The organism is Streptomyces sp. NPDC001270 (assembly GCF_042896695.1).
Lineage (GTDB): Bacteria > Actinomycetota > Actinomycetes > Streptomycetales > Streptomycetaceae > Streptomyces.
Genome location: NZ_JBIAXM010000008.1, coordinates 21,946 through 48,152 on the forward strand (window position 1 = coordinate 21,946; position 26,207 = coordinate 48,152).

22 protein-coding genes and 3 pseudogenes are annotated in these 26,207 nt (G+C 72.0%); 18 read left to right on the forward strand and 7 right to left on the reverse strand.

Annotation, left to right across the window (positions count from 1 at the left end; genetic code table 11):
* The first annotated feature begins 57 nt into the window (after positions 1-57).
* From ACFY2B_RS15175 to ACFY2B_RS15220, 10 genes and pseudogenes are all read left to right on the forward strand, one after another.
* Positions 58-2,133, forward strand: a complete 2,076-nt coding sequence (locus tag ACFY2B_RS15175; RefSeq protein WP_390763584.1) for a tetratricopeptide repeat protein — start codon at positions 58-60, stop codon at positions 2,131-2,133.
* 144 nt (positions 2,134-2,277) lie between these two features.
* Complete coding sequence (ald, locus tag ACFY2B_RS15180) at positions 2,278-3,393, forward strand: alanine dehydrogenase (protein ID WP_390763822.1); 1,116 nt, start codon at positions 2,278-2,280, stop codon at positions 3,391-3,393.
* A gap of 386 nt (positions 3,394-3,779) precedes the next feature.
* The gene (locus ACFY2B_RS15185) at positions 3,780-4,916 is read left to right on the forward strand and encodes a ParA family protein (RefSeq protein WP_390763585.1); all 1,137 of its coding nucleotides are present in this window, start codon (positions 3,780-3,782) and stop codon (positions 4,914-4,916) included.
* Positions 4,901-5,503 carry a hypothetical protein gene (locus ACFY2B_RS15190; RefSeq protein WP_390763586.1) on the forward strand — a complete coding sequence of 201 codons (603 nt, stop codon included), beginning with the start codon at positions 4,901-4,903 and terminating at the stop codon, positions 5,501-5,503. The genes ACFY2B_RS15185 and ACFY2B_RS15190 overlap by 16 nt, the downstream gene beginning before the upstream one ends.
* 288 nt (positions 5,504-5,791) lie before the next feature.
* The gene (locus ACFY2B_RS15195; RefSeq protein ID WP_390763587.1) at positions 5,792-7,003 is read left to right on the forward strand and encodes a segregation and condensation protein A; all 1,212 of its coding nucleotides are present in this window, start codon (positions 5,792-5,794) and stop codon (positions 7,001-7,003) included.
* Positions 7,000-7,647: pseudogene (gene scpB, locus ACFY2B_RS15200) on the forward strand (SMC-Scp complex subunit ScpB); the annotation flags it as partial. The gene ACFY2B_RS15195 and the pseudogene scpB, both read left to right, overlap by 4 nt.
* 15 nt (positions 7,648-7,662) lie before the next feature.
* A complete protein-coding gene (locus ACFY2B_RS15205) occupies positions 7,663-8,730 on the forward strand; it encodes a pseudouridine synthase (protein ID WP_390763588.1) in 1,068 nt (355 codons plus the stop codon).
* A 90-nt stretch (positions 8,731-8,820) separates the two neighbouring features.
* On the forward strand, positions 8,821-9,540 hold the full coding sequence (locus ACFY2B_RS15210; protein WP_390763589.1) for an NUDIX domain-containing protein: 720 nt from the start codon (positions 8,821-8,823) through the stop codon (positions 9,538-9,540).
* Entirely contained in the window at positions 9,537-10,556 is a 1,020-nt protein-coding gene (locus ACFY2B_RS15215; protein WP_390763590.1) for an ADP-ribosylglycohydrolase family protein, read from the forward strand. Before ACFY2B_RS15210 ends, ACFY2B_RS15215 begins: the two co-directional genes overlap by 4 nt.
* A gap of 90 nt (positions 10,557-10,646) precedes the next feature.
* Positions 10,647-10,832, forward strand: a pseudogene (locus ACFY2B_RS15220) (nucleotidyltransferase domain-containing protein); the annotation flags it as partial.
* Positions 10,833-10,886: 54 nt separating this feature from the next.
* Here ACFY2B_RS15220 and ACFY2B_RS15225 read toward each other — a convergent pair.
* A pseudogene (locus tag ACFY2B_RS15225) lies at positions 10,887-11,609 on the reverse strand (DNA polymerase beta superfamily protein); the annotation flags it as partial.
* A 22-nt stretch (positions 11,610-11,631) separates the two neighbouring features.
* The gene (locus ACFY2B_RS15230) at positions 11,632-12,120 is read right to left on the reverse strand and encodes a Rieske (2Fe-2S) protein (RefSeq protein WP_390763591.1); all 489 of its coding nucleotides are present in this window, start codon (positions 12,118-12,120) and stop codon (positions 11,632-11,634) included.
* Between the two features lie 302 nt (positions 12,121-12,422).
* On the opposite strand from ACFY2B_RS15230, the gene ACFY2B_RS15235 reads away from it, so the two are divergent.
* The 6 genes from ACFY2B_RS15235 (at position 12,423) to der (ending at position 17,219) form a co-directional block, all read left to right on the forward strand.
* Positions 12,423-12,701 carry a hypothetical protein gene (locus tag ACFY2B_RS15235; protein ID WP_390763592.1) on the forward strand — a complete coding sequence of 93 codons (279 nt, stop codon included), beginning with the start codon at positions 12,423-12,425 and terminating at the stop codon, positions 12,699-12,701.
* 57 nt (positions 12,702-12,758) lie between these two features.
* A complete protein-coding gene (gene aroH / locus ACFY2B_RS15240) occupies positions 12,759-13,121 on the forward strand; it encodes a chorismate mutase (RefSeq protein ID WP_390763593.1) in 363 nt (120 codons plus the stop codon).
* Positions 13,118-14,212, forward strand: a complete 1,095-nt coding sequence (locus ACFY2B_RS15245; RefSeq protein ID WP_390763594.1) for a prephenate dehydrogenase — start codon at positions 13,118-13,120, stop codon at positions 14,210-14,212. Before aroH ends, ACFY2B_RS15245 begins: the two co-directional genes overlap by 4 nt.
* Positions 14,213-14,301: 89 nt before the next feature.
* The gene (gene cmk, locus ACFY2B_RS15250) at positions 14,302-14,982 is read left to right on the forward strand and encodes a (d)CMP kinase (protein ID WP_390763823.1); all 681 of its coding nucleotides are present in this window, start codon (positions 14,302-14,304) and stop codon (positions 14,980-14,982) included.
* Positions 14,940-15,677, forward strand: coding sequence for a lysophospholipid acyltransferase family protein (locus tag ACFY2B_RS15255; protein ID WP_390763595.1), 738 nt, complete (start codon positions 14,940-14,942; stop codon positions 15,675-15,677). Before cmk ends, ACFY2B_RS15255 begins: the two co-directional genes overlap by 43 nt.
* Positions 15,678-15,734: 57 nt before the next feature.
* Entirely contained in the window at positions 15,735-17,219 is a 1,485-nt protein-coding gene (der, locus tag ACFY2B_RS15260) for a ribosome biogenesis GTPase Der (RefSeq protein WP_390763596.1), read from the forward strand.
* Between the two features lie 113 nt (positions 17,220-17,332).
* Here der and ACFY2B_RS15265 read toward each other — a convergent pair whose 3' ends face one another.
* The 3 genes from ACFY2B_RS15265 to ctaD form a co-directional block, all read right to left on the reverse strand.
* Positions 17,333-17,794, reverse strand: coding sequence for a hypothetical protein (locus tag ACFY2B_RS15265; RefSeq protein WP_390763597.1), 462 nt, complete (start codon positions 17,792-17,794; stop codon positions 17,333-17,335).
* A 147-nt stretch (positions 17,795-17,941) separates the two neighbouring features.
* Complete coding sequence (locus ACFY2B_RS15270) at positions 17,942-18,739, reverse strand: hypothetical protein (protein ID WP_390763598.1); 798 nt, start codon at positions 18,737-18,739, stop codon at positions 17,942-17,944.
* 704 nt (positions 18,740-19,443) lie between these two features.
* Positions 19,444-21,123 carry a cytochrome c oxidase subunit I gene (gene ctaD / locus ACFY2B_RS15275; protein WP_390763599.1) on the reverse strand — a complete coding sequence of 560 codons (1,680 nt, stop codon included), beginning with the start codon at positions 21,121-21,123 and terminating at the stop codon, positions 19,444-19,446.
* Between the two features lie 408 nt (positions 21,124-21,531).
* On the opposite strand from ctaD, the gene ACFY2B_RS15280 reads away from it, so the two are divergent.
* Positions 21,532-21,747 carry an I78 family peptidase inhibitor gene (locus ACFY2B_RS15280; RefSeq protein ID WP_390763600.1) on the forward strand — a complete coding sequence of 72 codons (216 nt, stop codon included), beginning with the start codon at positions 21,532-21,534 and terminating at the stop codon, positions 21,745-21,747.
* Positions 21,748-21,798: 51 nt separating this feature from the next.
* Here the strand turns inward: ACFY2B_RS15280 and ACFY2B_RS15285 are convergent, their stop codons facing one another.
* Complete coding sequence (locus ACFY2B_RS15285) at positions 21,799-22,803, reverse strand: phosphatase PAP2 family protein (RefSeq protein ID WP_390763601.1); 1,005 nt, start codon at positions 22,801-22,803, stop codon at positions 21,799-21,801.
* 238 nt (positions 22,804-23,041) lie between these two features.
* Positions 23,042-24,319 carry a glycosyltransferase family 39 protein gene (locus tag ACFY2B_RS15290; RefSeq protein WP_390763602.1) on the reverse strand — a complete coding sequence of 426 codons (1,278 nt, stop codon included), beginning with the start codon at positions 24,317-24,319 and terminating at the stop codon, positions 23,042-23,044.
* Between the two features lie 263 nt (positions 24,320-24,582).
* Here ACFY2B_RS15290 and ACFY2B_RS15295 point away from each other — a divergent pair, with 263 nt between their 5' ends.
* Positions 24,583-26,181 carry an MFS transporter gene (locus tag ACFY2B_RS15295; protein ID WP_390763603.1) on the forward strand — a complete coding sequence of 533 codons (1,599 nt, stop codon included), beginning with the start codon at positions 24,583-24,585 and terminating at the stop codon, positions 26,179-26,181.
* Positions 26,182-26,207: the final 26 nt, after the last annotated feature.

A 26,207-nucleotide genomic window follows, 5' to 3' on the forward strand; every position in this document is an offset into this window, starting at 1 on the left:
CGGCGCCCGGAAACGACCCGGTGGGCCGGCGTGTGCGGTGGGACGGGAGCGTGGCCCGTGACGGATCAGGCGGTGGAGACAGACGGCGTGCAGGTGTCCGGACCCCCGGCCGCTGAGGGGCAGTTCCTGGGCCGCGCAAGGGAGTTGAAGGAACTGCGCGCCGACATCGAGCGCGCGGGGCTCGACACCATCGCCGGCCGCAAGGCCCCCCGTGCCCGGGTGCTCCTCGTCGCCGGCCGGCCCGGCTCCGGCCGCAGCGAACTCGCCGCGGAGCTGGTCCGGCAGGTCGCCGACCGCTATCCCGACGGGGTGCTGCGCGCCCGGCTCGGGGAGCCCGACGGCACCCCCGTCCCGGTCGAGCGGACCGCCCGCGAACTGCTGGCCGCACTCGGGCTGCCCACGGTGCCCGGAGCCGCCGAGGACGACCTGACCGCCGATCTGCGCGATGCCCTGGCCGGACGCCGGACGCTGCTCCTGCTGGACGACGCGGGCAGCGCCGAGCAGGTCGACGCGCTGCTCCCGGACAGCCCGGACTGCCTGGTCGTCGCCGTGTCGCAGGGCCCGCTCACCGGGATCGCGGACGTCCGCCCGTGCACCGTGGGCGGGCTCGACACCAAATCGGCCCTGGAACTGCTGACCCGGTACACCGGCTCGGTGCGCATCACGGTCGACCCGCGCGCCGCCGAGGACCTGGTCGAGGCGTGCCGGGCCCAGCCCGCCGCCCTGATCCTGGCCGGCGGCTGGCTCGCCGCCCGCCCCAAGGCGGCCGTCGCCGACCTGGTCAAGCGCCTGAACGCGAGGGACGACGAGGGGACCGGGCTCGGCCGCGTCTTCCGGTTCGTGTACGACACCCTGCCCGGCCCGGCCGCCCGGATACTGCGCCTGCTCTCCCTGGCCCCCGCGGGCCTGGCCGACCCGCACACCGCCTCCGCGCTGGCCGGCTGCTCGGTCGGCGCCGCCCACACCACCCTGGACGACTTCGTCGCCCTCGGCCTGCTGCGGAGGGCCGCCGCCCCGCTGCCGCAGTACGAGGTCCCCGGCTGCCTCCACCCCATGCTCAAGGCCCTCGCCGAGTCCCAGGACCGGCCCGGCGAACTGCAACTGGCCCGGGCCCGGATGCTGGAGCGGACCGTACGGCTGCTCCACTCCTGCCGGGCGATCACCGAGACGGACCAGCCCGAGGTCCGCGCGAAACTCCAGGGCCTGCCCCGCACCCTGCGCTTCCCGACCCCCCGCGCCGCCGCCGACTGGCTGGGCGTGCGCAAGCCCGCGCTGCTGGCCTCCGCCCGCCTCGCGGTCGCCGACGGGGAACTGGACACCCTGGCCCGTCGGCTGATGTCCCAGCTGGTCAGGGCCATGGTGGCGCATGTCGGCACCCAGGAGGCGGCCGACGATCTGTACGGCATCCACGGCCTCGTCCTCGATGTCGCCGAGCGCCGGAACCTGCCCAGGGAGCGGGCCGCCGCGCTGCTGAACCTGGGCGACCTGGACGCCCGGACCGGCCGTACGGACGAGGCCCTGGTCCGCTACCGGGCCGCGCTGGACGCCGGACGCGAGGCGCACGACCCGTATGCCACCGGCCGCGCGATGGAATCCGTGGGCGGCACGCACCAGGAGCTGGGGGACCACGACCGAGCCGCCGACTGGTTCGGACGGGCCCTCGCCCAGCGCCTGGCCCGCGACGAGCGCACGGACGCCGCCCGGCTCTACGGCCGCATCGCCACCTCCCACACCTACGCGGGCCGCTACGGCGAGGCGCTGCGGAACTGGCGCGCGGCCGTGGCCGGATACCGCAAGGCGGGCGACGTCGCCGCCCGGGCGCGGGCGCTCAGCGAACTGGCCCGGGTCCAGGAGTACGCGGGACGGCCCGAGGAGTCGCTGCGCACCTGCCAGGAGGCGGTGGAGTGGGCGCGCCGTGCCGAGGACGTGCGGTTGCAGGCTGCCTTGCAGATGCGGCTCGCCGACACCCTGGACCGCCTCGGCGACTGCGCCGCGGCGCGACTGCACCGCAGCGCCGCCGAGCGCATGCTGGGTGAGGAGGAGCCGGACCTCCCGGAGAGCCGTGCGGATGGGACAGACCCGGAACACGACGCTAACGCCTGCGAAATCCGTAGTACATCCGGCGAAGATTGATGCAATAGAAGGCTAGACAGCCGGAACACCTTCATTAAACTGGCTCTGCTGCACGTTCTCCTGCGGTGTCTCCTGGTGTGCCCCGTCATGCCCGGAATATTTTGTTATGCCCCCACACCCACTGAGCCAAGGACCGTGATCCATGTGAAGGTCGGCATCCCTCGCGAGGTCAAGAACAATGAGTTCCGGGTGGCCATCACCCCCGCCGGCGTGCACGAGCTGGTGCGCGGCGGTCACCAGGTCGTCGTCGAGCGGGCCGCCGGAGTCGGCTCGTCGATCCCGGACGCCGAGTACGTCGCCGCCGGCGCCGAGATCCTGCCGACCGCCGACGACGTGTGGGCCGCCGCCGACCTGCTGCTGAAGGTCAAGGAGCCGGTCGCGGAGGAGTACCACCGCCTGCGCAAGGACCAGACGCTTTTCACCTATCTGCACCTGGCCGCCTCCAAGGAGTGCACCGACGCCCTGCTGGAGTCCGGCACCACGGCGATCGCCTACGAGACCGTCGAGCTGCCGGGCCGCGCCCTGCCGCTGCTCGCTCCGATGTCCGAGGTCGCGGGCCGGCTGGCCCCGCAGGTCGGTGCCTACCACCTGATGCGCGCCCACGGCGGGCGCGGTGTGCTGCCCGGTGGCGTGCCGGGGGTGCTGGCCGGCAGGGCCGTCGTCATCGGCGGTGGCGTCTCCGGCTGGAACGCCGTGCAGATCGCCATCGGCATGGGCTTCCAGGTGACCCTCCTCGACACGGACATCAACAAGCTCAAGGAGGCCGACAAGATCTTCGGGACGAAGATCCGGACCGTCGTCTCCAACGCCTTCGAGCTGGAGAAGGCGTGCCTGGAGGCCGACCTCGTGATCGGCGCCGTCCTCATCCCGGGCGCCAAGGCCCCGAAGCTGGTCAGCAACGAGCTGGTCTCCCGGATGAAGGCGGGGAGTGTCCTTGTCGACATCGCGATCGACCAGGGCGGCTGCTTCGAGGACTCCCGCCCGACCACGCACGCGGAGCCGGCCTTCCGCGTCCACGACTCGGTCTTCTACTGCGTCGCCAACATGCCGGGCGCGGTGCCCAACACCTCCACGTACGCGCTGACCAACGCCACCCTGCCGTACATCGTGTCGCTCGCGAACAACGGCTGGGCCGAGGCGCTGCGCCGGGACCCCGCGCTGGCCAAGGGGTTGAACACCCATGACGGCAAGGTGGTTTATCGGCAGGTCGCCGAGGCGCACGGCCTGGAGCACGTGGCGCTGGAGACCCTGATCGGCTAAGTCACCTTTTCGTAAAGGCGATACGTCAACTCGGCGGGTCAACCGCACACATCCGGCCGGACCTTGTCCACAGGGTCCGGCCGGATGTGTGTATGGTCACTTTGCGGCTCTCGGTCAACTCGCCTCGAACGTAACCCTTCGACCGATTCGTACACCGGTGAAACCTGCTGTGCGACGGCCGTACGCCCTTGACAGAGGGATGTTCCATTGCCGACACATCCTGCCGGGTCCGGCGGATTGTGTTGCTGCGGACCGCCGACACGCCATAGAGTCGCCAACCGTCGGCATGGTGCCACGCTGACCTGTCTAGAAGTTCCCTGGTCACCAAGGAGGTAAGACGACTTGTGAATGAGTCGACATTTTCTCCCGGGGGTGGTCAACCAGGAATGCCCGTACGGGGCCAGGGTGCCGCGGGGTTCGAGGCTGTCGGCTCCGTTGCTGTGCGCACCTTCGCAGCCCACCAGAGTCACCGGATTCCTGGGGTGACTCAGCCAGCACACCAGAGCATGGATGGCCATCACGTGAACGCCATGGCCGGCGACGGAAGTGGCGCGCCCCACAACCATTTCGCCGACTACGACGAACTGCCCGAGGGGCACTTCTACGACCCCGATGCCGAATACGAGCCCGACCCCGAGTACGCGGCCACGCTCGCGCCCGACGCTGCCCGCCAGCGCCGCGAGCGCGTCGGCCCGACCGGGCGTCCGCTGCCGTACTTCCCGATCCCGGGTCCGCTGACCGACCACGGACCCGCGAAGATCATCGCGATGTGCAACCAGAAGGGCGGCGTCGGCAAGACGACGTCGACCATCAATCTGGGTGCCGCGCTCGCGGAGTACGGCCGGCGGGTGCTGCTCGTGGACTTCGACCCGCAGGGCGCGCTGTCGGTCGGCCTCGGCGTCAACCCGATGGAGCTGGACCTCACCGTCTACAACCTGCTCATGGAGCGGGGCATGTCCGCGGACGAGGTCCTGCTGAAGACCGCGGTCCCGAACATGGACCTGCTCCCGAGCAACATCGACCTGTCGGCCGCCGAGGTCCAGCTGGTCTCCGAGGTCGCCCGCGAGTCGACGCTGCAACGCGCCCTGAAGCCGCTGCTGCCCGACTACGACTACATCGTGATCGACTGCCAGCCCTCGCTCGGCCTGCTCACCGTCAACGCCCTGACGGCCGCGCACAAGGTCATCGTGCCGCTGGAGTGCGAGTTCTTCGCCCTGCGCGGTGTGGCCCTGCTGACCGAGACCATCGAGAAGGTCCAGGAGCGGCTCAACCCGGAGCTGGAGCTCGACGGGATCCTGGCCACGATGTACGACTCGCGCACCGTGCACAGCCGTGAGGTGCTCGCGCGTGTCGTCGAGGCGTTCGACGACCACGTCTACCACACGGTGATCGGCCGCACGGTCCGCTTCCCGGAGACCACGGTCGCCGGTGAGCCGATCACCACGTACGCCTCCAACTCCGTCGGTGCCGCCGCCTACCGCCAGCTCGCCAGGGAGGTGCTCGCCCGGTGTCACGCCGAGTGAGTCTGCCCGGTGCCGACGAACTGTTCCGAACGACAGGGGGGATGGCGCTCCAGGCGTCCACTCCCCGGCGCCAGGCCAACGGCGAGGCCAGGGTGCCGCCCCCCGCGGGGGAGAGCGACGCGGCGGCCGCCGCCGAGGACGCGCCGCACTCCGTGCCCGCACAGGGCGGCGACGGCGACGGCGCGGAGCACGTGGCGGCGGAGGCGGAGCCCGCCGACGCGGGCGAGTCCCGCAGCCGGTCCGCCGCCGCGGAACGCCCGGCGCGGCGCCAGGCGGCGGCACCGGAAGGCTCCGCCGCCGGTGCGCCTTCCCCTGCGGCGCCTTCTGCGGGCGCGCAGTCCCGCAAGCGCGGACGTGCCGCGGCGCGCCGGCCCAGCGGGCGCGAGCGGCACGACGAGAAGATCACCGTGTACGTGTCCGCCGAGGAACTGATGGACCTGGAGCATGCACGTCTGGTCCTGCGGGGCGAGCACGGGCTGGCCGTCGACCGCGGGCGCATCGTGCGTGAAGCGGTCGCCGTGGTACTGGCCGACCTGGAGTCCCGTGGGGACGCGAGCATTCTCGTGCGTCGCCTGCGGGGGCGCTGAGCGCTGAGCTGAGACCGTTGGCGGGGTGTTGTCGTCCTTCGCCTGCGGGTTGGTCGTGGTGTGTTGCACGGTTCCCCGCGCCCCTGAGGGGGCGCTGAGTGGTCGCTGTCGTTCTTCGGCTGCGGGTTCGTTGTGGTGTGTCGCGCGGTTCCCCGCGCCCCTGTGGGATGGGTTTGCTGCGTAGGCCGCCGCTTCGCTGCGGGGGTGTAGGTTCCCGTGCCCCTTTGGGGGTGCTGTCGGTCCGTGGCCGACCTGGTTCGGGGGGTTTGGCGATAGCCTGCGGGGGCCATGACCTCGAATGCCCCCTCCTCCCACGGCGCATCCGCCGGTCGTCGGCGTTCGCTGGGCCGGGGCCCGGGCGCCGCGCCGTCGGCTCCACCGGCCGAGCCGCCCGTGGCGACCGTGCCGGCTCCCGAGCCGGAGAACTCCGAGCCGATCGCCCCTGACCGGACCGCGGTCACCGTCGCTGCCGAGCCGGACGTCGCCGCCGCCGAGCCGGATGATGTCGCTGCCGGGCCTGACGACGTCACGGAGGCAGCGAGGGCCGTCGTGCCGGAGACCGTTGCGGGGGGCACCGAGGCCGTCGTACCGGAGGAAGGCGCGGCGGGCGCGGAAGCCGTCGTACCCGGGGACGTGGCCGTCGTGGCGGACGCCGGTGCCGGTGCCGACGCCGAGGGGGACGAGCCGCCGGACGGCGTCTTCAAGGTCCGGCTCGCCAACTTCGAGGGGCCCTTCGATCTGCTGCTCCAGCTGATCTCGAAGCACAAGATGGACGTCACCGAGGTGGCGCTCTCCAAGGTCACCGACGAGTTCATGGCGCACATCAGGGCGATGGGGCCGGACTGGGACCTGGACCAGACGACCGAGTTCCTGGTCGTGGCCGCCACCCTGCTCGACCTGAAGGCGGCCCGGCTGCTGCCCGCCGCCGAGGTCGAGGACGAGGCCGACCTCGCCCTCCTGGAGGCCCGCGACCTGCTGTTCGCCCGGCTGCTCCAGTACCGCGCCTACAAACAGATCGCCGACATCTTCAACCGCCGCCTCGACGCGGAGGCCCTGCGCCACCCCCGTACCGTGGGCCTCGAACCGCACCACGCCGAGCTGCTGCCCGAGGTCGTCATCAGCATCGGACCCGAGGGTTTCGCCCGGCTCGCGGTCAAGGCGATGCAGCCCAGGCCGAAGCCCCAGGTGTACGTCGACCACATCCACGCGCCGCTGGTCAGCGTGCAGGAACAGGCCGGGATCGTGGTCGCCCGGCTCCGGGACCTGGGCGAGGCCAGCTTCCGGACGCTGGTCGAGGACACCGACGACACACTGACCGTCGTCGCCCGCTTCCTCGCGCTGCTGGAGCTGTACCGCGAGAAGGCCGTCGCACTCGACCAGGAGACCGCTCTCGGCGAGCTGGTCGTGCGCTGGACCGGCGGCGACAGCGACGACGCACCGACGGTGACGGACGAGTTCGACCGGCCGCCCGAGGAGCCCAAGGAGGAGAAGAAGGCGTGAGCGAGGACACCACCGGGCTCCCGGCGGGTGCGTCCACCGTCGCGGAGCTGGAACTCAGGCCCGCCCTGGAAGCGGTCCTCATGGTCGTGGACGAGCCCGCGACCGAGGAGCACCTGGCCAAGATCCTGCAACGGCCCAAGCGGCAGATCGGGGACGCGCTGCGGGCGCTGGCCGACGAGTACACCGTGCAGGGCCGCGGCTTCGAGCTGCGGCTCGTCGCCGGCGGCTGGCGCTTCTACACCCGCCCCGAGTACGCGGCCGCCGTCGAGGGCTTCGTCCTGGACGGCCAGCAGGCCCGGCTCACCCAGGCCGCGCTGGAGACCCTGGCCGTGGTCGCCTACCGCCAGCCGGTCAGCCGCAGCCGCGTCTCGGCCGTACGCGGCGTCAACTGCGACGGCGTGATGCGCACCCTCCTGCAGCGCGGGCTGATCGAGGAGGCGGGCGCGGAACCCGAAACAGGTGCGATCCTGTACGGGACGACGAACTACTTCCTGGAGCGGATGGGCCTGCGCGGCCTGGACGAGCTACCGGAACTCGCGCCCTTCCTCCCGGAGGCTGAGGCGATCGAGGCCGAGACCCAGGAGGGCGTACCGTCGTTCGACCCGGACGCTCCCGATGCGCCCGGCGGTCAGGACGCAGACGACTAAGACGGAATTTTGATGCGAAGCAGCGGCAGCGGCAGGAACGGCGGGCGCGGCAACTACCGTGGTGCCGGCAACGACAGGGACGACCGGCAGGGGCAGGGCCGTCCCCGCAACCCCCGCCCCGAGGAGCGCCGCTACGACGTCGGCCCCGGCGCGACGAAGGACGGCCCCAAGTCCGGGCGCGGCGGTGCCGCGCGCGGTGGCGCCAAGGGCGGGCCCCGGCAGGCCCGGCAGGACGGTGGCGGGCGTACGGCTCCGGGGCGCTCCCGTGAGTACGAGGCACAGGCCGAGGAGCGCAACCGGGACCGGTACGCGGGCAAGAAGGACGTCAAGCCGCCCAAGACCTTCCCGGGCGCGGAGCAGGAGGGCGAGCGGCTGCAGAAGGTCCTCGCGCGCGCGGGCTACGGCTCGCGGCGGGCCTGTGAGGAACTGATCGACCAGGCCCGCGTCGAGGTCAACGGGGAGATCGTCACCGAGCAGGGCAAACGGGTCGACCCGGACAAGGACGAGGTCAGGGTCGACGGACTGACCGTCGCCACGCAGTCGTACCAGTTCTTCTCGCTCAACAAGCCCGCCGGTGTCGTGGCCACCATGGAGGACCCCGAGGGCCGCCAGTGCCTCGGCGACTACGTCACCAACCGGGAGACCAGGCTCTTTCACGTGGGCCGGCTCGACACCGAGACCGAGGGTGTCATCCTGCTCACCAACCACGGCGAGCTGGCGCACCGGCTGACCCACCCCAAGTACGGCGTGAAGAAGACCTACCTCGCGCACATCGTGGGTCCGATCCCGCGCGACCTGGGCAAGCAGCTCAAGGACGGCATCCAGCTGGAGGACGGGTACGCGCGCGCGGACCACTTCCGGGTCGTCGAGCAGACCGGCAAGAACTACCTGGTCGAGGTCACCCTGCACGAGGGCCGCAAGCACATCGTGCGGCGCATGCTCGCCGAGGCGGGCTTCCCGGTCGACAAGCTGGTGCGGGTCGCCTTCGGGCCGATCACCCTGGGTGACCAGAAGTCGGGGTGGCTGCGCCGCCTGTCGAACACCGAGGTCGGGATGCTGATGCAGGAAGTCGACCTCTGAGGACCTCCGCAGGCTGAGGGCCGCCGAAGGCTTGCGCGCCGGACACCCCCTCTTTATAGTCTCAGTGACTATTAAAGAGGGGGTGTTCCCGTGCGGGGCTACGACAAGCACGCGTACGAACCCTTCGCCGTCACCGTCGACCTGGCCGTGCTGACGGTCCGCGAGGGCGTCCTGCGGGTGCTGCTCGTCGAGCGCGGGCAGCAGCCGTACGCCGGCCACTGGGCGCTGCCCGGCGGCTTCCTGCTGCCCGACGAGTCGGCGGAGACCGCCGCCCGGCGCGAACTGGCCGAGGAGACCGGACTCGACGACGTCACCGGGCCGCACCTGGAACAACTGCGCGCCTACAGCGAGCCCGGACGGGATCCGCGGATGCGGGTCGTCTCGGTCGCCTTCACCGCGCTGCTGCCCGACGCGCCCGAACCACGCGGCGGCGGCGACGCCGCCCAGGCGCGCTGGCTGCCGTACGACACGGCCCCGCCGCTCGCCTTCGACCACGGCCGGATCCTGGCCGACGCCCGGGACCGGGTCGGCGCCCGGCTCGAACACACCTGTGCCGCCACCGCCTTCTGCCCGGCCGCCTTCACCCTCGGCGAACTGCAGCAGGTCTACGAGGCGGTCTGGGGCGTCCCGCTCGACCGGCCCAACTTCCGCCGCAAGGTGCTCGCCGTGCCCGGCTTCGTCGAACCGGCCTCCGGCGCCACCCGGCTGACCGGCGGCCGCGGCAAACCGGCCGCCCTCTACCGCGCGGGCGGCGCCACCGCCCTGCACCCACCGCTGCTGCGACCGTCCAGGGAAGGACACCCCGCATGACCGACGCCGTCTCCAAACAGCCCGCCACCGGATCCCTGCTGGGCCTCGCCCTCGGGGACGCGCTCGGCTTCCCCACCGAGTTCAACGACGTCCCGTCGATCCTCGCCAAGTGCGGGCCCTGGCGGGAGATGGAACTGCCGCGGCGGGCCCTCGTCTCGGACGACACCCAGATGACGCTCGCCCTGGGACGCGGGCTGCGCACGGCCATGGACCGCGGGGTGCTCGCGCCGAAGCGCCTGGAGCGGCCGCTGCGCGAGGAGTTCGTCGACTGGTACCAGTCACCGGAGAACAACCGGGCCCCGGGCCGCACCTGCCTGACCGCGTGCAACCTGCTGAAGGAGCAGGGGCGGGCCTGGCAGGAGGCCAGCCAGACCGGCTCGAAGGGCTGCGGCGCGAACATGCGGGTGGCACCCGTCGGGCTCACCCCGGGCCTGAGCGACGAACAGCGCGCAGGCGCCGCCCAGTTGCAGGCCGCGCTCACCCACGGGCACCCGACCGCCCTGGCCGCCTCCGACCTCACCGCCCACGCCGTACGGCTGCTCGCCCAGGACACCGCGCCCGCCGCACTGCTCGACCAACTGGCCGCGTACGCCCACGACAACCGCACCCGCTACCACCACAGCTGGCTCGGCGATCTGTGGACCCGCACCGGGGACCCCACGCCCGAGGACTTCGCCGCGCGCGGCTGGGACGAGTGCCTGGCGGTCCTCGACCGCCTCCGGGACGCCCTGCGCACGCCCGCGCCGGAGGACGACCCGTGCCTGGCCACCGGGGCCGGCTGGATCGCCGAGGAGGCCCTGGCGACCGGCCTGCTGTGCTTCCTGATCTTCCCCGAGGAGCCGGTGACCGCGCTGCGCCGCGCGGCCTGCTCCAGCGGCGACTCCGACTCCATCGCCTGCCTCACCGGGGCCTTCGCGGGCGCCTGGCTGGGGGCGGGCGCCTGGCCGGCCGAGTGGGCGGACCGGATCGAGTACCACAGCGACCTGCTGACGCTGGGCGCCCTCTGGGACGATTAGACCCGTGATCGACATACTCGGCATGGACCTGACCGCCGTGGTCACCGATCAGCCCGACCCCGTGCTGTTCGAGGCCCCCGGGTGCTTGCCGGCCTGATCGCCGCCAAGGCGCGGCACGAGCACGGGGCCGCCGACGTCGACCATGCGCGCGTGGTGGCCGACGTGGAGCGGCTGCACGCCGTGCTCGACGAGGCGCAGGCCGCCTCAGCGCTGCCCGCTGTGCCCAGCGCTCACGACGCCCTGCACGACTTCGTGGTGCGCGCCCGACTGGACGGGACCGGCCCCGTCGGCTCCGGGCCCGTCGGCTCGGGTTCCATCGGCTCCGGTCCCGACGCCCCCGGTCCCATCGGCTCCGGGCCCGACGGCGTCCGCGCGCAGGGCTGAGGCGCGGCGCGCCCGGAACAGGAAGTCCGCGACACGGCGGCGGTCCGGCTCCGGCGGCAGCGGGGTGCCGGGCGCGGCCCGCTCGGTCTCCGCGGCCAGCCGGGCCATCCGCGCCTCGACCTCCGGCCACGGGACCTCGCCGCGCTTCACCGCCAGCAGGGACGCGCGCTCGTCACCGACCTCGACCGTCAGCACTCCGGTACGCAGCAGATCGCGCGCGGTGGTGAGCAGCCGCAGCAGGTGCATGGCGTGCTTCCAGCGCGGGGCGCCGTACCGGTGCAGATCGGCTTCGAGCTTCTTGCGCTGGCTCACCGCGTACCGGGTGAACGAGTCGTACACCCGGCGGGAGAGGAACGCCCCGCGCAGCGCCAGCAGTTCACGGCCCGTGTCGTCCGCGTGCTCCACCAGCGGCGAGTGCAGGCACTCCAGGACGTTCGGGTTCGCGCGCAGTGCCAGCTCGCAGAAGCGTTCCAGCTCCCAGCTGAACTGCTCCGGCGCCGGGCCCGTCACATGGGTCGGGGGCTTGTCGAAGTGCCAGAACAAGGGAGTGGGCGCGAGGAACACACCGCGCCGGTCTGTGTCACTGGTGTCCGTCGCCAGCCCGAAGGCACGCGAACCCATGACGCAGGCGTAGACCGTGTGGTCGCGTACCAGGTCCAGGGGCTGCATGCCGGGGAGGGTACGCGTCCTCTCACACCAGGCGGATCGAATTTCCCTCCACCTTGATCTGCTCGGTGGGCAGCGGCCGGGTCGCCGGGCCGTGCGCCACCGAGCCGTCGGCGATGTCGAACCGGCTGCCGTGGCAGGGGCAGTCGATGGTCCCGTCGGCCACCCTGTCGACCGTGCAGCCCTGGTGGGTGCAGATCGCCGAGAACGCCTTGAAGTCGCTCCGCGTCGGCTGGGTGACCACTACCTTGTGTTCGGCGAAGACCTTGCCGCCGCCGACCGGGATGTCGCTGGTCCGCGCCAGCTCCTGCCCCGCGGCGCCGCTCGGGGAGGTGCTCGGGGACGCGGAGGCACCCGTGGGACTTCCGGATCCCTTGGGGGGAGTCGTGCTGAAAGCGGCGGAGGTGGAGGTGGCCGAGGACGATCCGCTCTCACTGCCGCAGCCGACCGCGGTCGCGGCGAGCGCGGCCGCGCCCGTCGTCAGAACCGTGCGCCGCGTCGAATCATGGGTCATGTCGTCGCTCCGTGCGTCATGTCGTCACTCCGAACATGCGGAAGGACCGGGCAGCAGCCGGGTCGTGGGGGAGTCGCTCCGAGCGGAGCACAGCACCAGCATCTTGGCACCGAAGGCACATCCGAAGCCGCAAATCAGGGTGAAGCACAGCAAAAACCGTATTTCATGCACCCGATAGCCCAACCCGCACGGAGCGCACCCGCCTCGGCACCCCGAGTAGCGCGGGTGGGCGATCCACGTGACATTGGCGGTCTGGAGGTCGGGTCCGCACCGGCACCCGGCCGCGCGCGAAAGGCGGGACCATGGCGGCTCACGATCCCGGCAGCCTGCTCGGCGGACTCCTCAGCCAGGAGGGCGACGACGATCCCACCCCCGGCGGCGCCCTCGGCGCCCTGTTCTCCGCCGCCGGCCGGGCCCAGCGCGACGACGCGGCCAACCCGCTGTGCGACCTGCTCGACGTACTCGCCAGGTCCGATCCGCCCGCGCCGCCCGATCCGCCCGCGCCGACCCCGGACCGGCCCGCCGACGCGACGGATCCGTCTCAGCGAGCGGGCGCCCGGCCCCCGGCGGACGGCGGCTGACTACGCTGGACGGACCAAGGGCCCGACAGGCACCTCATCACAGCAAGGAGCAGCGCCGTGGCGGTACGAGCGGTCCGGGGGGCCGTCCAACTGGAACGGGACGAGGCCGGTCACATGGACGAGCAGGTCCGGGCCCTGCTCACCGCCCTCCTCGAGCGGAACGGACTGACCGCCGACGACCTGATCAGCGTCTGGTTCACCGCCACCCCCGACCTGCACAGCGACTTCCCGGCCGCTGCCGCGCGGGGGCTCGGCATCGTCGACGTACCGCTGGTCTGCGCCCAGGAACTGGACATCACGGGCGCCATGCCCCGGGTGGTCCGGGTCCTCGCGCACATCGAGACCGACCGGCCCCGCGCCGGTCTCGCCCATGTCTACCTCGGTGCCGCCGCCGCCCTGCGCAAGGACATCGCCCAGTGAGGACCGCACTCGTCATCGGCACCGGACTCATCGGCACCTCCGCCGCGCTCGCCCTGACCCGGCGGGGCGTCGTCGTCCACCTCAGCGACCACGACCCGGGGCAGGCGCGGACCGCCGCCGCCCTCGGCGCCGGCACCGACGAGGCCCCCGACGGCCCCGTCGACCTGGCGATCGTCGCCGCCCCGCCCGCCCACGTGGCCACCGTCCTCGCGGACGTCATGCGCCGCGGCGTCGCCCGCGGCTACCTCGACGTGGCCAGCATCAAGGGCGGCCCGCGCCGCGAACTGGAGGAGCAGGGCCTCGACGAGGCCGTCCTCGCCCGGTACATCGGCACCCACCCCATGTCGGGCCGCGAGAAGTCCGGCCCGCTGGCGGCGACGGAAGACCTCTTCGAGGGCCGGCCGTGGGTGCTGACACCCACCCGCGACACCGACACCGAGGTGCTGAACCTCGCCCTGGAGCTGGTCTCGCACTGCCGGGCGGTGCCGGTCGTGATGGACGCGGACGCGCACGACCGGGCCGTGGCCCTGGTCTCGCACATGCCCCAGCTGCTCTCCAGCATGGTGGCCGCCCGCCTGGAGCACGCCGAGGAAGCCGCCGTGCGCCTGTGCGGGCAGGGCATCAGGGACGTGACCCGGATCGCCGCCTCCGAACCGGGGATGTGGATCGACATCCTGTCCGCGAACCCCGGGCCGGTCGCCGACCTGCTCGCCGACGTCTCCACCGACCTCGACGAGACCGTCCGCGCCCTGCGCGCCCTGCAGTCCTCGGACGAGACGAAGCGGCGCGCGGGCAGCGCGGGCGTCGAGGACGTGCTGCGGCGCGGCAACGCGGGCCAGGTCCGCGTACCCGGCAAGCACGGCAGCGCGCCGCGTGTGTACGAGACGGTCGCGGTCCTCATCGACGACCAGCCGGGCCAGCTGGCCCGCATCTTCGCCGACGCGGGCCGGGCCGGCGTCAACATCGAGGACGTACGGATCGAGCACGCGACCGGCCAGCAGGCCGGTCTGGTGCAGCTGATGGTGGAGCCCAAGGCGGCGCCCCTGCTGACGGCGGCGCTGCGGGAGCGGGGCTGGGCGATCCGGCAGTAGACGGCCGGACGAGTGACATTCACCCAGTAACCTTGTCCAGGGCGGTATCACGCCCGTCCCGCACCCTGGACCAGGAAGGCGTCCTCACCGTGGAAAGCGCTCAGCCCGTCGTCGTCGCGATCGACGGCCCCTCCGGCACGGGCAAGTCGAGCACCTCGAAGGCCGTGGCCGCCCAGCTCGGCATGAGCTATCTGGACACCGGCGCCCAGTACCGCGCCATCACCTGGTGGATGGTGCACCACGGGATCGACGTGACGGACCCGTCCGCGATCGCCGCCGTGGCCGGCAAGCCGGAGATCGTCTCGGGCACCGACCCGGCCGGCCCCACGATCACCGTGGACGGCGTCGACGTGGCCGGACCGATCCGCACCGACGAGGTCACCGCCAGGGTGAGCGCCGTCAGCGCGGTGCCCGAGGTGCGCGCCCGCATCACCGAGCTGCAGCGCTCGCTGGCCGGCTCGGCGGAGCGCGGCATCGTGGTCGAGGGCCGCGACATCGGTACGACCGTGCTGCCCGACGCCGACGTGAAGGTGTTCCTGACCGCCTCGGCCGAGGCGCGCGCCGCCCGGCGCAGCGGTGAACTGCGGGGCGCCGACGTGCACTCCACCCGGGACGCGCTGCTGAAGCGGGACGCCGCGGACGCCGGCCGGAAGACCTCGCCGTTCGTGAAGGCGGGCGACGCGCTGGAGGTGGACACCACGGACCTCACGCTGGCGCAGGTCATCGAGTGCGTCGTCACGCTCGTCGAGGAGAAGCGGGCCGCGAAGTGAGCGCAGCACCCGCGGACGGGGCACCTGCGCTCCGGGGCGCCGAGGTCGGACGGCGCATCGGCGTCGGGCTGATGTACGGACTGTGGCGGCCGCGGGTGCTCGGTGCCTGGAAGGTGCCCGCGAGCGGCCCGGTGATCCTCGCCGTCAACCACTCGCACAACATCGACGGGCCGATGGTCCTGGGCGTGGCACCCCGGCCGACGCACTTCCTGATCAAGAAGGAGGCGTTCGCCGGCCCGCTCGGCACCTTCCTGACCGGCATCGGCCAGCTCCAGGTGGACCGTGCCGCCATCGACCGTACGGCGATCACCCGGGCGCTCGGCGTGCTGACGGACGGCGGCGTGCTGGGCATCTTCCCGGAAGGCACCCGGGGCGAGGGCGACTTCGGCTCGCTGCGCGCCGGGCTCGCCTACTTCGCCGTCCGCAGCGGGGCGCCGATCGTGCCGGTCGCCGTCCTGGGCAGCGCCGAGCGGCGGGGACGGCTGATCGGCGCGCTGCCCCCGCTGCGCTCCCGGGTCGACGTCGTCTTCGGTGACCCGTTCCAGGCGTTCGACGCGGCGGCGGGTCCGGACGTGGCCGGCGGGCGGCGCACCCGCAAGGCGCTCGACGCGGCCACCGAGCACATCCGCAAGCAGCTCACCGCACACCTGGAGAACGCCAGGCACCTCACCGGGCGCCGGGCGACACCTGAGTAGTGGATCTCCGCCGGCGCGGGTTCCACCGATCACCACGATGAACGAGGTACGGACTTCATGAACGACCAGATCCAGCCCGACGGCTCGGCCGAGCACGAGTACGAGCACGGGGCGCTCGGCGACGCCGAGTACACGGAGTTCATGGAGCTCGCCGCGGAAGAGGGCTTCGACGTCGAGGACGTCGAGGGCGCCATCGAGGCGGCGGGCCACGGTCCGCTGCCCGTGCTCGCCGTCGTCGGCCGTCCCAACGTCGGCAAGTCGACTCTGGTGAACCGGATCATCGGCCGCCGCGAGGCGGTCGTCGAGGACCGGCCCGGCGTCACCCGGGACCGTGTCACCTACGAGGCCGAGTGGGCGGGCCGCCGCTTCAAGGTCGTCGACACCGGCGGCTGGGAGCAGGACGTCCTCGGCATCGACGCCTCCGTCGCCGCGCAGGCCGAGTACGCGATCGAGGCGGCCGACGCGGTCGTCTTCGTCGTCGACGCCAAGGTCGGCGCGACCGACACCGACGAGGCGGTGGTGCGGCTGCTGCGCAAGGCGGGCAAGCCGGTCGTGCTGTGCGCCAACAAGGTCGACGGTCCGAGCGGTGAGGCCGATGCCGCCTACCTGTGGTCGCTCGGCCTCGGCGAGCCGCACCCGGTCTCGGCGCTGCACGGCCGCGGCACCGGCGACATGCTGGACGCCGTCCTCGAAGCGCTGCCGGAGGCGCCGCGCGAGGGCTTCGGCGGCAGCGGTGTCGGGGGCCCGCGCCGGGTCGCCCTGATCGGCCGGCCGAATGTCGGCAAGTCGTCACTGCTGAACCAGGTGGCCGGTGAGGAGCGTGTCGTCGTCGACGCACTCGCGGGCACCACCCGGGATCCGGTCGACGAGCTGATCGAACTCGGTGGCACGACGTGGCGGTTTGTCGACACGGCCGGTATCCGCAAGCGGGTCCACCTCCAGCAGGGCGCCGACTACTACGCCTCGCTGCGCACCGCGGCGGCGGTGGAGAAGGCGGAGGTCGCCATCGTCCTGATCGACGCCGCCGAGAGCATCTCCGTACAGGACCAGCGCATCGTCACCATGGCCGTCGAGGCGGGCCGGGCGATGGTCGTCGCCTACAACAAGTGGGACACCCTCGACGAGGAGCGCCGCTACTACCTGGAACGGGAGATCGAGACCGAGCTGGGCCAGGTCGCCTGGGCGCCCCGGGTGAACGTCTCGGCGCGCACCGGCCGGCACATGGAGAAGCTGGTCCCGGCGATCGAGACGGCCCTGGCGGGCTGGGAGACCCGCGTGCCGACCGGCCGTCTCAACGCCTTCCTCGGCGAACTGGTCGCGGCCCATCCGCATCCGATCCGCGGCGGAAAGCAGCCGCGCATCCTGTTCGGCACCCAGGCCGGCACCAAGCCCCCGCGGTTCGTGCTGTTCGCGTCCGGTTTCATCGAGGCGGGCTACCGGCGCTTCATCGAGCGCAGGCTGCGTGAGGAGTTCGGCTTCGAGGGGACGCCGATCCATATCTCGGTGCGGGTCCGCGAGAAGCGCGGCACGAAGAAGAAGTAGCGCGGAGCCGGCCGGTCCGCGCGGCTGCGCGCAGCCGCGCGGACCGGCCGAAGCGGCGGACGGAACGGCGGAAGGGCGGCTCCCGTGCGGGCCGCCCTTCCGCCGTCCTGCGGTCATGCTCCCCGGCGTGGCCCGGGCGGCAGCGCCGCCGGCACATGGTGCATCCCGGTGTCGTGCCGCCCCAGCGACCCGACCCGCTGCCACTGCGTCTGCTGCTGTCCGGTGCCGTGCCGGGCGCTGTGGGCCCCCGCGCTGTAGGCGGTGTACGCGTTCGAGCCGTACGACCCGGTGCCGTACGAGCCCGTGCCGTAGGGCCCCGTGCCGTACGAGCCCGTGCTGTACGAGCCCGTCTCGTGCGCGCCGGTGCCGTGCGGGGTGAACCCGAAGGCGACGAACTTCATCTCCTCCTCGCCGCTGCGGTCACCCGGCAGCGCCCGGAAGGTCTTGAGCCACTCCGCGATGAGCGAGTCGTAGATGGGGGTGGCCGAGGGGCTGCCGGGGGAGTCCGGGCTCGTCCTGGCGGACGGCACGGGGGCGAAGGACGGGCGGCGGGGATGAACGTCGTATGCGTGCACGTATGTCCAAACGACCCGGAGCCGCTCGGGATGCGGCCCGGCGGTGCGGCATTGGGGGCACGCGGAACCGCCCGACGAGCCGCGCACCACCTGCGGTCGCGTGTGAACCCGGGTGCTCCGGGGGGAGTGCGGGGGAGTGCGGCGCGGTCAGGTCCCGGCCAGCGGCAGCGTGGCCGCGACCAGCTTGCCGAGCGCCGCGGCCCTGTCCAGCGCGTCGCGCAGCAGGTCCTCGCGGGGCTGCCGGCCGATGGAGCCCACCGGTGCGGCGAACATCAGCACCTGCTGGTGCTTGTTGGCCGCGGCCCGCCAGCCGTCGGTCACCTGCAGCGGCTGGTGCGCCTGCCACCAGGCGACCGGCTGCCCGCCGTTCGGACCCGGCTGGAGGACGGCGTGCAACTGGCCGACCGCGAGCAGCACGGACCAGCCGTGCAGCACCGGCGGTACGGCGGTCAGCTCGACCAGCGGCATGAACCCCTGCTCGATGAGGAGCGGCAGGAAGTCGTCCCCCACCCCGGTCGTGCCCGGGCGCACGATCGGCGCGGTCGGCTCCACGACGAGCGCCGGGTGCAGCTCCCCGGTGATCAGCACGAGACCGCTGGTCACTCCGAGCACCGCCTGCTCCGGCACCGCCCTCTGCGGTTCGCCGGCGAAGGCGCCGCCGCCGACGGAGTCGCCGCTGATGGAGCGGACCGCGCCGCGCAACTGCTCCTCGGTGACCTGGACGACCTGCGAGGGCAGGCAACTGGCGTGGGCGAAGGCGAGGACGGCGGTCTCGTCCCCGATGAACAGGACGGTGCTGGTGCGCTCCTGCTCGGAGTCGCCCGGCGTGCGGCAGGACGTGCAGTCGTAACTGCCCGGGGCGTTCTCTCCGGCGAGCAGCCGGTCGGCTTCTTCGTCGCCGATCTCGGCGCGGACGGCGTCGCTGACGTCGAGCATGCGCGGCACGGTGGCTCCCTCGGGATGTGGTGCGGTGCGACCGGGTGACGCCCGGCCCGTGAGCCCCGGGGTCGTGGGCTCATGAAGAAGACAACGGGCGACCTGCGGCGGGAGTCACGCTCCGAGGAGAACGGAATCGAACCATCTGCCGCACGTGGTGACGCTCCGTGCGGAATCGCATACTCCAGGTCAACTCTGTGTGAGGCGGCGGGACTTGGGCCGGTGAACTGAATCACGGGTCTACTGAGCGACTGGTCGACAAATCCTGAAATCAGCGAATGAAATGGGTGTCCGAAAATCGCCGATACCTGAGGTAACAGTCAACTGGCCCGGAATGACGAGGAGTTGGTTGAAACCGGCACGCCCGGCTGCCTGGATTCCTCCGCTGTGCAGCGAGCACCGCTCGGGTACGTCCGCCGCCGCACCGGGCCGGCACCATCTCGGCACCGGCAGCAGGACGGCACCGCCCCTGGCTCTTTGCGTGCCGCGTCCGGCGGTGGTGACTACACCGTCCGCACCGGCGACGCTCAGCGGCATCGCCGCCCGGCACGGCGGCGACTGGCAGCGGATCTACGCCGCCGACATGGCCGTGATCGGCGCCGACCCCGACCTGATCGTGCCCGGCCGACGCCTCGCGCTCTGCACGGCACCGCCGCGCCCTCCCCGTCCGGTCCACTGCCGCGCGGGGCGTGCGCGTGCGACGCGCGTGTCGCTCACGTCTCCCCGGGTGCCGGTGCCGGACGGGCGGACTCCAGGGCCGCGTACTCGGGATGGTGCAGATCGAACGCCGGGGACTCGGAACGGATCCGCGGCAGGGTGATGAAGTTGTGCCGCGGCGGTGGGCAGGAGGTCGCCCACTCCAGGGAGCGCCCGTAGCCCCAGGGGTCGTCGACGTGGACCTTCTCGCCGTACCGGGCGGTCAGCCAGACGTTGTAGAGGAACGGCAGCGTCGACATGCCGAGCAGGAAGGCGCCGATCGAGGAGACCGTGTTCAGCGCCGTGAAGCCGTCGGCGGCGAGGTAGTCGGCGTAGCGGCGCGGCATGCCCTCCGCGCCGAGCCAGTGCTGTACCAGGAAGGTGGTGTGGAACCCGATGAACAGCGTCCAGAAATGGACCTTCCCGAGCCGTTCGTCGAGCATCTTCCCGGTGAACTTCGGCCACCAGAAGTAGAAACCCGCGAAGATCGCGAAGACAACGGTGCCGAACACGACGTAGTGGAAGTGCGCGACCACGAAGTACGAGTCCGTGACATGGAAGTCCATCGGTGGTGACGCCAGGATCACCCCGGTCAGCCCGCCGAACAGAAAAGTCGCCAGGAAGCCGCACGACCACAGCATCGGCGTCTCGAAGGACAGCGACCCCTTCAGCATGGTCCCGGTCCAGTTGAAGAACTTCACGCCCGTCGGCACCGCGATCAGGAACGACATGAAGGAGAAGTAGGGCAGCAGCACCGCGCCCGTGGCGAACATGTGGTGCGCCCACACCATGATGGACAGCGCGGTGATCGCCATCGTCGCGCCGACCAGGGTCAGGTACCCGAAGATCGGCTTGCGGCTGAAGACCGGGATGATCTCCGTGATGATCCCGAAGAACGGCAGCGCGATGATGTACACCTCGGGATGGCCGAAGAACCAGAACAGGTGCTGCCACAGCAGCGCCCCGCCGTTCGCCGCCTCGAACACCCGGGAGCCGAACTGCCGGTCCGCCTCCAGGACCAGCAGCGCCGCCGCCAGGATCGGGAACGCCATCAGGATCAGGACCGACGTGAAGAGCGTGTTCCAGGTGAAGATCGGCAACCGGAACATGGTCATGCCCGGGGCGCGCATCCCGACGATCGTGGTGATGAAGTTGACCGCGCCGAGGATCGTCCCGAAACCGGCCAGCGCGAGCCCCATGATCCACAGGTCACCGCCGACACCCGGGGAGTGCGTGGCGCTGTTGAGCGGGGCGTAGGCGAACCAGCCGAAGGAGGCCGGGCCGTCCGGCACGGCCAGCGAACCGAGCACGATGAGGCCGCCGAACAGGAAGAACCAGTACGACAGCATGTTCAGCCGTGGGAAGGCGACGTCCGGGGCGCCGATCTGGAGCGGCATCAGCTCATTGGCGAAGCCCGCGAAGCTCGGTGTCGCGAACAGCAGCAGCATGATCGTGCCGTGCAGCGTGAACAACTGGTTGAACTGCTCCTTGGAGACGACCTGGAGCCCGGGGCGGGCGAGTTCGGCCCGCATGATCACGGCCATCAACCCGCCGGCCAGGAAGAACCCGAACGACGTGATCAGGTAGAGGTGGCCGATCTTCTTGTGGTCGGTGGTGGTGAGCCAGTCCACGACCACCCGGCCGGGCCGTGCTTGTGGCCCCGGGTGCACCGGCGCCGTCGCGGTCTCGGTCCCCATGGCAGCTTCGCCCCTTCGCTCGTCGCGCCGGGTCCGCCGCGGCGGTGCCGTCCGCCCGGCGACGGGCCGGCCGGCGGGCAGACGGGGGTCCTGTGTCGGCGCGGTGAAATTCCTATGCGGTGTCAGTTCCTGTGAAACCGCTTGGATTCACCTGGGAAAGCGATCCCGTGGCCAACCCGAGCGGCACTCCGGGGAACTTTCCTTGGTGCTTTTCGAAGGGGCATCCCAACACGCGGGAATTCCGTTCGAATGGGCCGCTGAGGCGTAAGGAACCGCCCGTACGTGTGACGGAGTTCGACTGGAACGCTTGTCGTGATGCTGTGACAGAAGTGTGACCGGAGAGGGATACGGAAGTATCCGCCGCCGTTCCGGCTTCCCCGCTCGCCGGACAGGGCCTAGCGTGGCCGTATGGCACCGATTCCCACTCCGCCGGCGGAGCCCGCGGACAGTCCGGAAGGGTACGTCGGCCTCGACGCGGCCGGCGCGGAGCGGCTGGCGCGGCGGCGCGGCTGGCCGACCGTGCGTTCGCTGCCGCCGGGTGCGATCATCACCATGGAGTACCGCGCGGGCCGGCTGAACTTCGAGGTGCGGGACGGCAGGGTCGCGCGCGCCTGGAAGGGCTGAGACGGCGCGGCGGCGGGCGGTCGTGCGTACCGGACCCCCCGCCGCGCCGCGTCAGCCGCCGGTCATGGGGCGGGCCGCCTGGGCGCCGCCACGCGGGACGCGGTCGGCGTGCGGCGGGCGGCGGCTGCCCACCGGGGTGACCGGGGTGCGTTCGGAGCGCGTGGTGTGCGGGCCCGGTGCCAGGTGGATCGGTGTCCGGGCGGTGCGGACCGGAGGTGCGGGTTCGCGGGCCGCGGGTGTCTCCTCGGCGGGTGTGGCGCGCGGCTTGAGCACGACGGGCACCGGGACGGCCGGCGTGCGGCGGACGCGCCAGCGGTCGCGCAGGTCGAAGATCGCGACCTCGGCCTTGGCGATCAGCGGCTCGAACCAGGGCAGCGCCAGCAGGATCAGCAGTCCCGCGGCCCAGCCGAGCAGCACGTCGCTCAGCCAGTGCGTACCGAGGTAGACGGTGGTGAGGCCGACGCCGAGCGAGGTCACCGCCGACACCGCGGACAGCCAGCGGCGCGCTCTCGGGGTGGAGGCCAGATATGCCAGGATTCCCCAGGTCACCACCGCGTTGGCGGTGTGGCCGCTGGGGAATATATCGCCGCCGAGGCCCATCTCGTTCGAGCCGATCACGGTGGCGTAGTGCGGCCCGAGCCGGCCCATGCCGAGCTTGGCGGCGCCGACCGTGATGTTCAGCAGCAGCAGCGAGGCGCCGAGGGTCAGCAGCGGGCGGAGCGTGTGCTGCCGCCAGGAGCGCCAGCCCAGCCAGGCCGCGACCATCACGGCGGTGGGGCCGCGCTGGCCGAGCACCACGTAGTAGTCGAGGAAGGCGTGGATCCCCGGCCATTGCTGGTAGGGCCGGAAGAACATGACCTGCCAGTCGAGCCGGACCAGCCACGAGGTGGTCACTACGGCCCATACGATCGCCAGATAGAAAGCCAGGGTCGCGGAGAACAGAACGACCCGGTGCCGGCTCATCTTCGGCACATCGATGTGGGCCGGTCGTTCCGGCTCACGGTCCAGCCTGGCGAACACCCGGTCCAGACGGGTGAGGTTTCGTTCGGTACGCACCCAATCGACGTTACAGCGAGTGAGCTGTGTGCCCGGGCGAAGCAGCGGCTTTGTGATGACGATGTGATGTGGGAAACCTCTCAACTGGCGGCCAATTCCCGAAGATTCCGCAATCCCCGGTCGTTGGCTCGTGCAATTCCTTTGATCATGCCGGGTGTTCGTTTTATGCCGCTTATGAATTCGTTCACCGGGAGATCGGGTGGAATTTTCCTGCCGCTCATCGGACGGCCGGGAGTGATCACGGAGGTCCCGATCCGTTCAGCCAGAACGCGCCGTAGACCGCCGATGCCGCCGCAATACCGGCTGTGACCAGCACCGAAGGGGATGTGCGCAGCCGGGCCAGGGCCCGGGCGAGGGGGAGCAGCAGCGGGAAGGCGGGCAGCAGCAGCCGCGGCTTGGAACCGAAGTAACTTGACGCGCACAGGGCGAGCGCGGTGACGACGCCCGTGTACACCAGAAGCGCGAGCGGCTGGCCCTCCCGTACGCCCGTCACGTACAGCCGGACCAGCAGGATCACCCCGATGATCAGCGCGAGACCGGCGAGGGCCGACGGGAACGACGTGAACTTGTCGGCCACGAAGCGGGCGAAGGCGTATCCGCCGTCGAAGCCGTTGCGCCAGCCCGCCTGCACATCCAGATAGCCGAGCGGGCCCTTGCCGGTGCGCAGGCCGACCCACAGGACATAGCCGGCCGCGCCGAGGGGAGCGATCAGCATGCCGAGGGCGCGTCGGGTCAGGGACGCGCCGTCCGTGACAGATGGGGCGTGAGTTGCGTACCCCGCGCCCTCCTCGGTCGGAACACGCGGGGCGCGGGCGGCGCTTTCGGCCCCAGGGGCGTGTCCGGCGGTCCGCGCGCCGTCCGATGCCCTGTCGCGCCAGTGCCGCACGAACGGCGCAACGCCCGCCGCCCACACCGCCGCGACCACGGCGAGGCCCACCGGCCGGGTCAGCCCGGCCAGTGCGGCGAGCACCCCGGCGCTCACCCAGCGTCCGGTCAGCACGGCGTACAACGACCAGGCGGCGAGCGCCGTGAACAGCGACTCGCTGTACGCCATCGACTGCACGATCCCGACGGGCAGCACGGCCCACAGCAGGACGGCGCAGACCCCCGCCCGGGCGCCGTACACATGGTCCGCCACCGCGAAGATCCCCCAGGCCGCGGCGAGCGAGGCCACCAGGGAGACGACGAAACCCGCGTCCGCGTACGACACCGGCAGGAGCGCGTGCAGCAGCCGCTCCAGCCAGGGCAGGAGCGGGAAGAAGGCGAGGTTGGAGTGGACGTCGCCGTTCGGCAGCCGCACCTCGTAGCCGTAGCCGAGGTCGGCGACCCGCGTGTACCACAGCGCGTCCCAGCGGGCGGTGAGCAGCGTGTACGCGCTCTTGCCGCGCGCCGCGCTCCACACCGCCAGCACGATCAGGCCCAGCGCACGGACGGCGGCGTACCCGAGAAGGGCGGGAGCCGCCCGGCGCAACGGTGTGGCGCGAGCAGGTGCCACGCGCGTCTCAAGATCGGTCACGGGCTCGATTATCGACCGGCCGCTGAACCGCATGGACGGTCGGTATGTGGTCAGGCGTTTGAGAGGTGGTGTACGTCACGTGAGTGAGCGTGGACTGTGAGAGTTCCGCCACGTACCGGCGGAACGGACTCGCGTACGCTGACGTGTCACTCGCGTCCGTACCGCGCGCCGCCGGAGACCCCGCTCCTCTCCGGCCGCACGACGGGGCCCGGTCACCCCGCCGCAGTCCGCCGCACGCGAGGGAACTTCTTGGAGGTACGTACATGTCCCAGACGACCCCGGCCGCCGCAGGGCTGCGCCGTCGGGCGCCCGGGACCGGTGCCAACCGCTGGGTCGTCCTCGTCGTCCTCTGCGTCAGCCTGCTGCTCGTCGCCCTCGACGCGACCGTCCTGCACGTGGCGGTGCCCGCCGTCACCGAGGATCTCCGGCCCGGTGCCACGGAACTGCTCTGGATCGTCGACGTCTATCCGCTGGTCTGCGCCTCGCTGCTGATCCTCTTCGGCACGCTGGGCGACCGGGTGGGTCGCCGGCGGGTCCTGCTGCTCGGTTACGCGCTCTTCGGCGCCGCCTCCGCGCTGGCCGCCGTCGCACCGAGCGCCGGGCTGCTGATCGTCGCGCGGGCCCTGCTCGGCGTCGGCGGCGCGATGATCATGCCGGCGACCCTGTCGATCCTGCGCCAGGTCTTCCCCGACCGGCGCGAGCGCGCACTGGCCATCGGCGTCTGGAGCGCGGTGGCCGCGGTGGGCGCCGCGGTCGGCCCGCTGCTCGGCGGCTTCCTGCTGGAGCACTTCTGGTGGGGCTCGGTCTTCCTCGTCAACATTCCGCTGATGCTGGTCAGCCTGCCGGTCGGGCGGCTGCTGCTGCCCGAGTCGAAGGGGGAGCGGGACGGACCCTGGGACGTGGCCGGCGCACTGACGGCCGCGGCCGGCCTGTTCGGACTGGTCTTCGGTGTGAAGCGGCTCGGCGGCGGGCAGCCGGCGAGCGCCCTCACGCTGGTGCCCCTGGTGGTGGGCGTGCTGCTGGTGGTGTGGTTCGTGCGCCGGCAGCGGCGGCGCCGCTGCCCGCTGGTGGACCTCAGCATGTTCGCGCGGCCGGCGTTCAGTACGTCGGTGGGGTGCATCGTGCTGGCGATGCTCGCGCTGGTCGGTCTCGAACTGATCGCCGCGCAGTATCTGCAACTGGTGCTCGGCCTGTCGCCCCTCCAGACGGGCCTGCGGCTGCTGCCGCTGACGGTCGCGGCGATGGCCGCGGGGCTGGCCGGGGCCAGGATGCTGCGCCGCTTCGGGCCACGGCGCATGGTGTGCTCCGGCTTCTGCCTGACCGCGCTCGCCGTGCTGACGCTGACGGCGATGGGCGGGCGCGACAACCCCGGGCTGCTGCTGTTCGGCTTCGTCCTGCTGGGCTTCGGCCTGGAGACCACCCTCTTCGGCGCGTACGAGTCCATGCTCAGCGAGGCTCCGCTCCGGCAGGCGGGCGGGGCCGCGGCGATCGGGGAGACCTCCTACCAACTGGGGGCCGGGATGGGCATCGCGCTGCTCGGCAGCGTGATGAACGCGGCGTACGCGCCCGGCCTCGCCTCCGTGCCCGGGGTGCCGGCGCGGGCCTCCGCCGCGGCCGGGCATTCGCTGGGGGAGGCGTACGACGTGGCCGGGCGGATCGGCGGCCCGGCCGGAGCCGCGCTGCGCCGCGCGGCCAGGGACTCCTTCGTGCACGGTCTGCACGTGACCCTGCTGGTGAGCGCGGGCCTGCTGCTGCTCGGAGCGGTGATGGCGCTGCGGCTGCCGCGGGTCATGCAGTGCGAACCGGATCCGGTGGAACTCCCCGCGCCCAGGGAGGCCGAGCGGACCCGCGTCTCGGCGTGACGGGGCGACGCCCGGGGTCTCGTCCG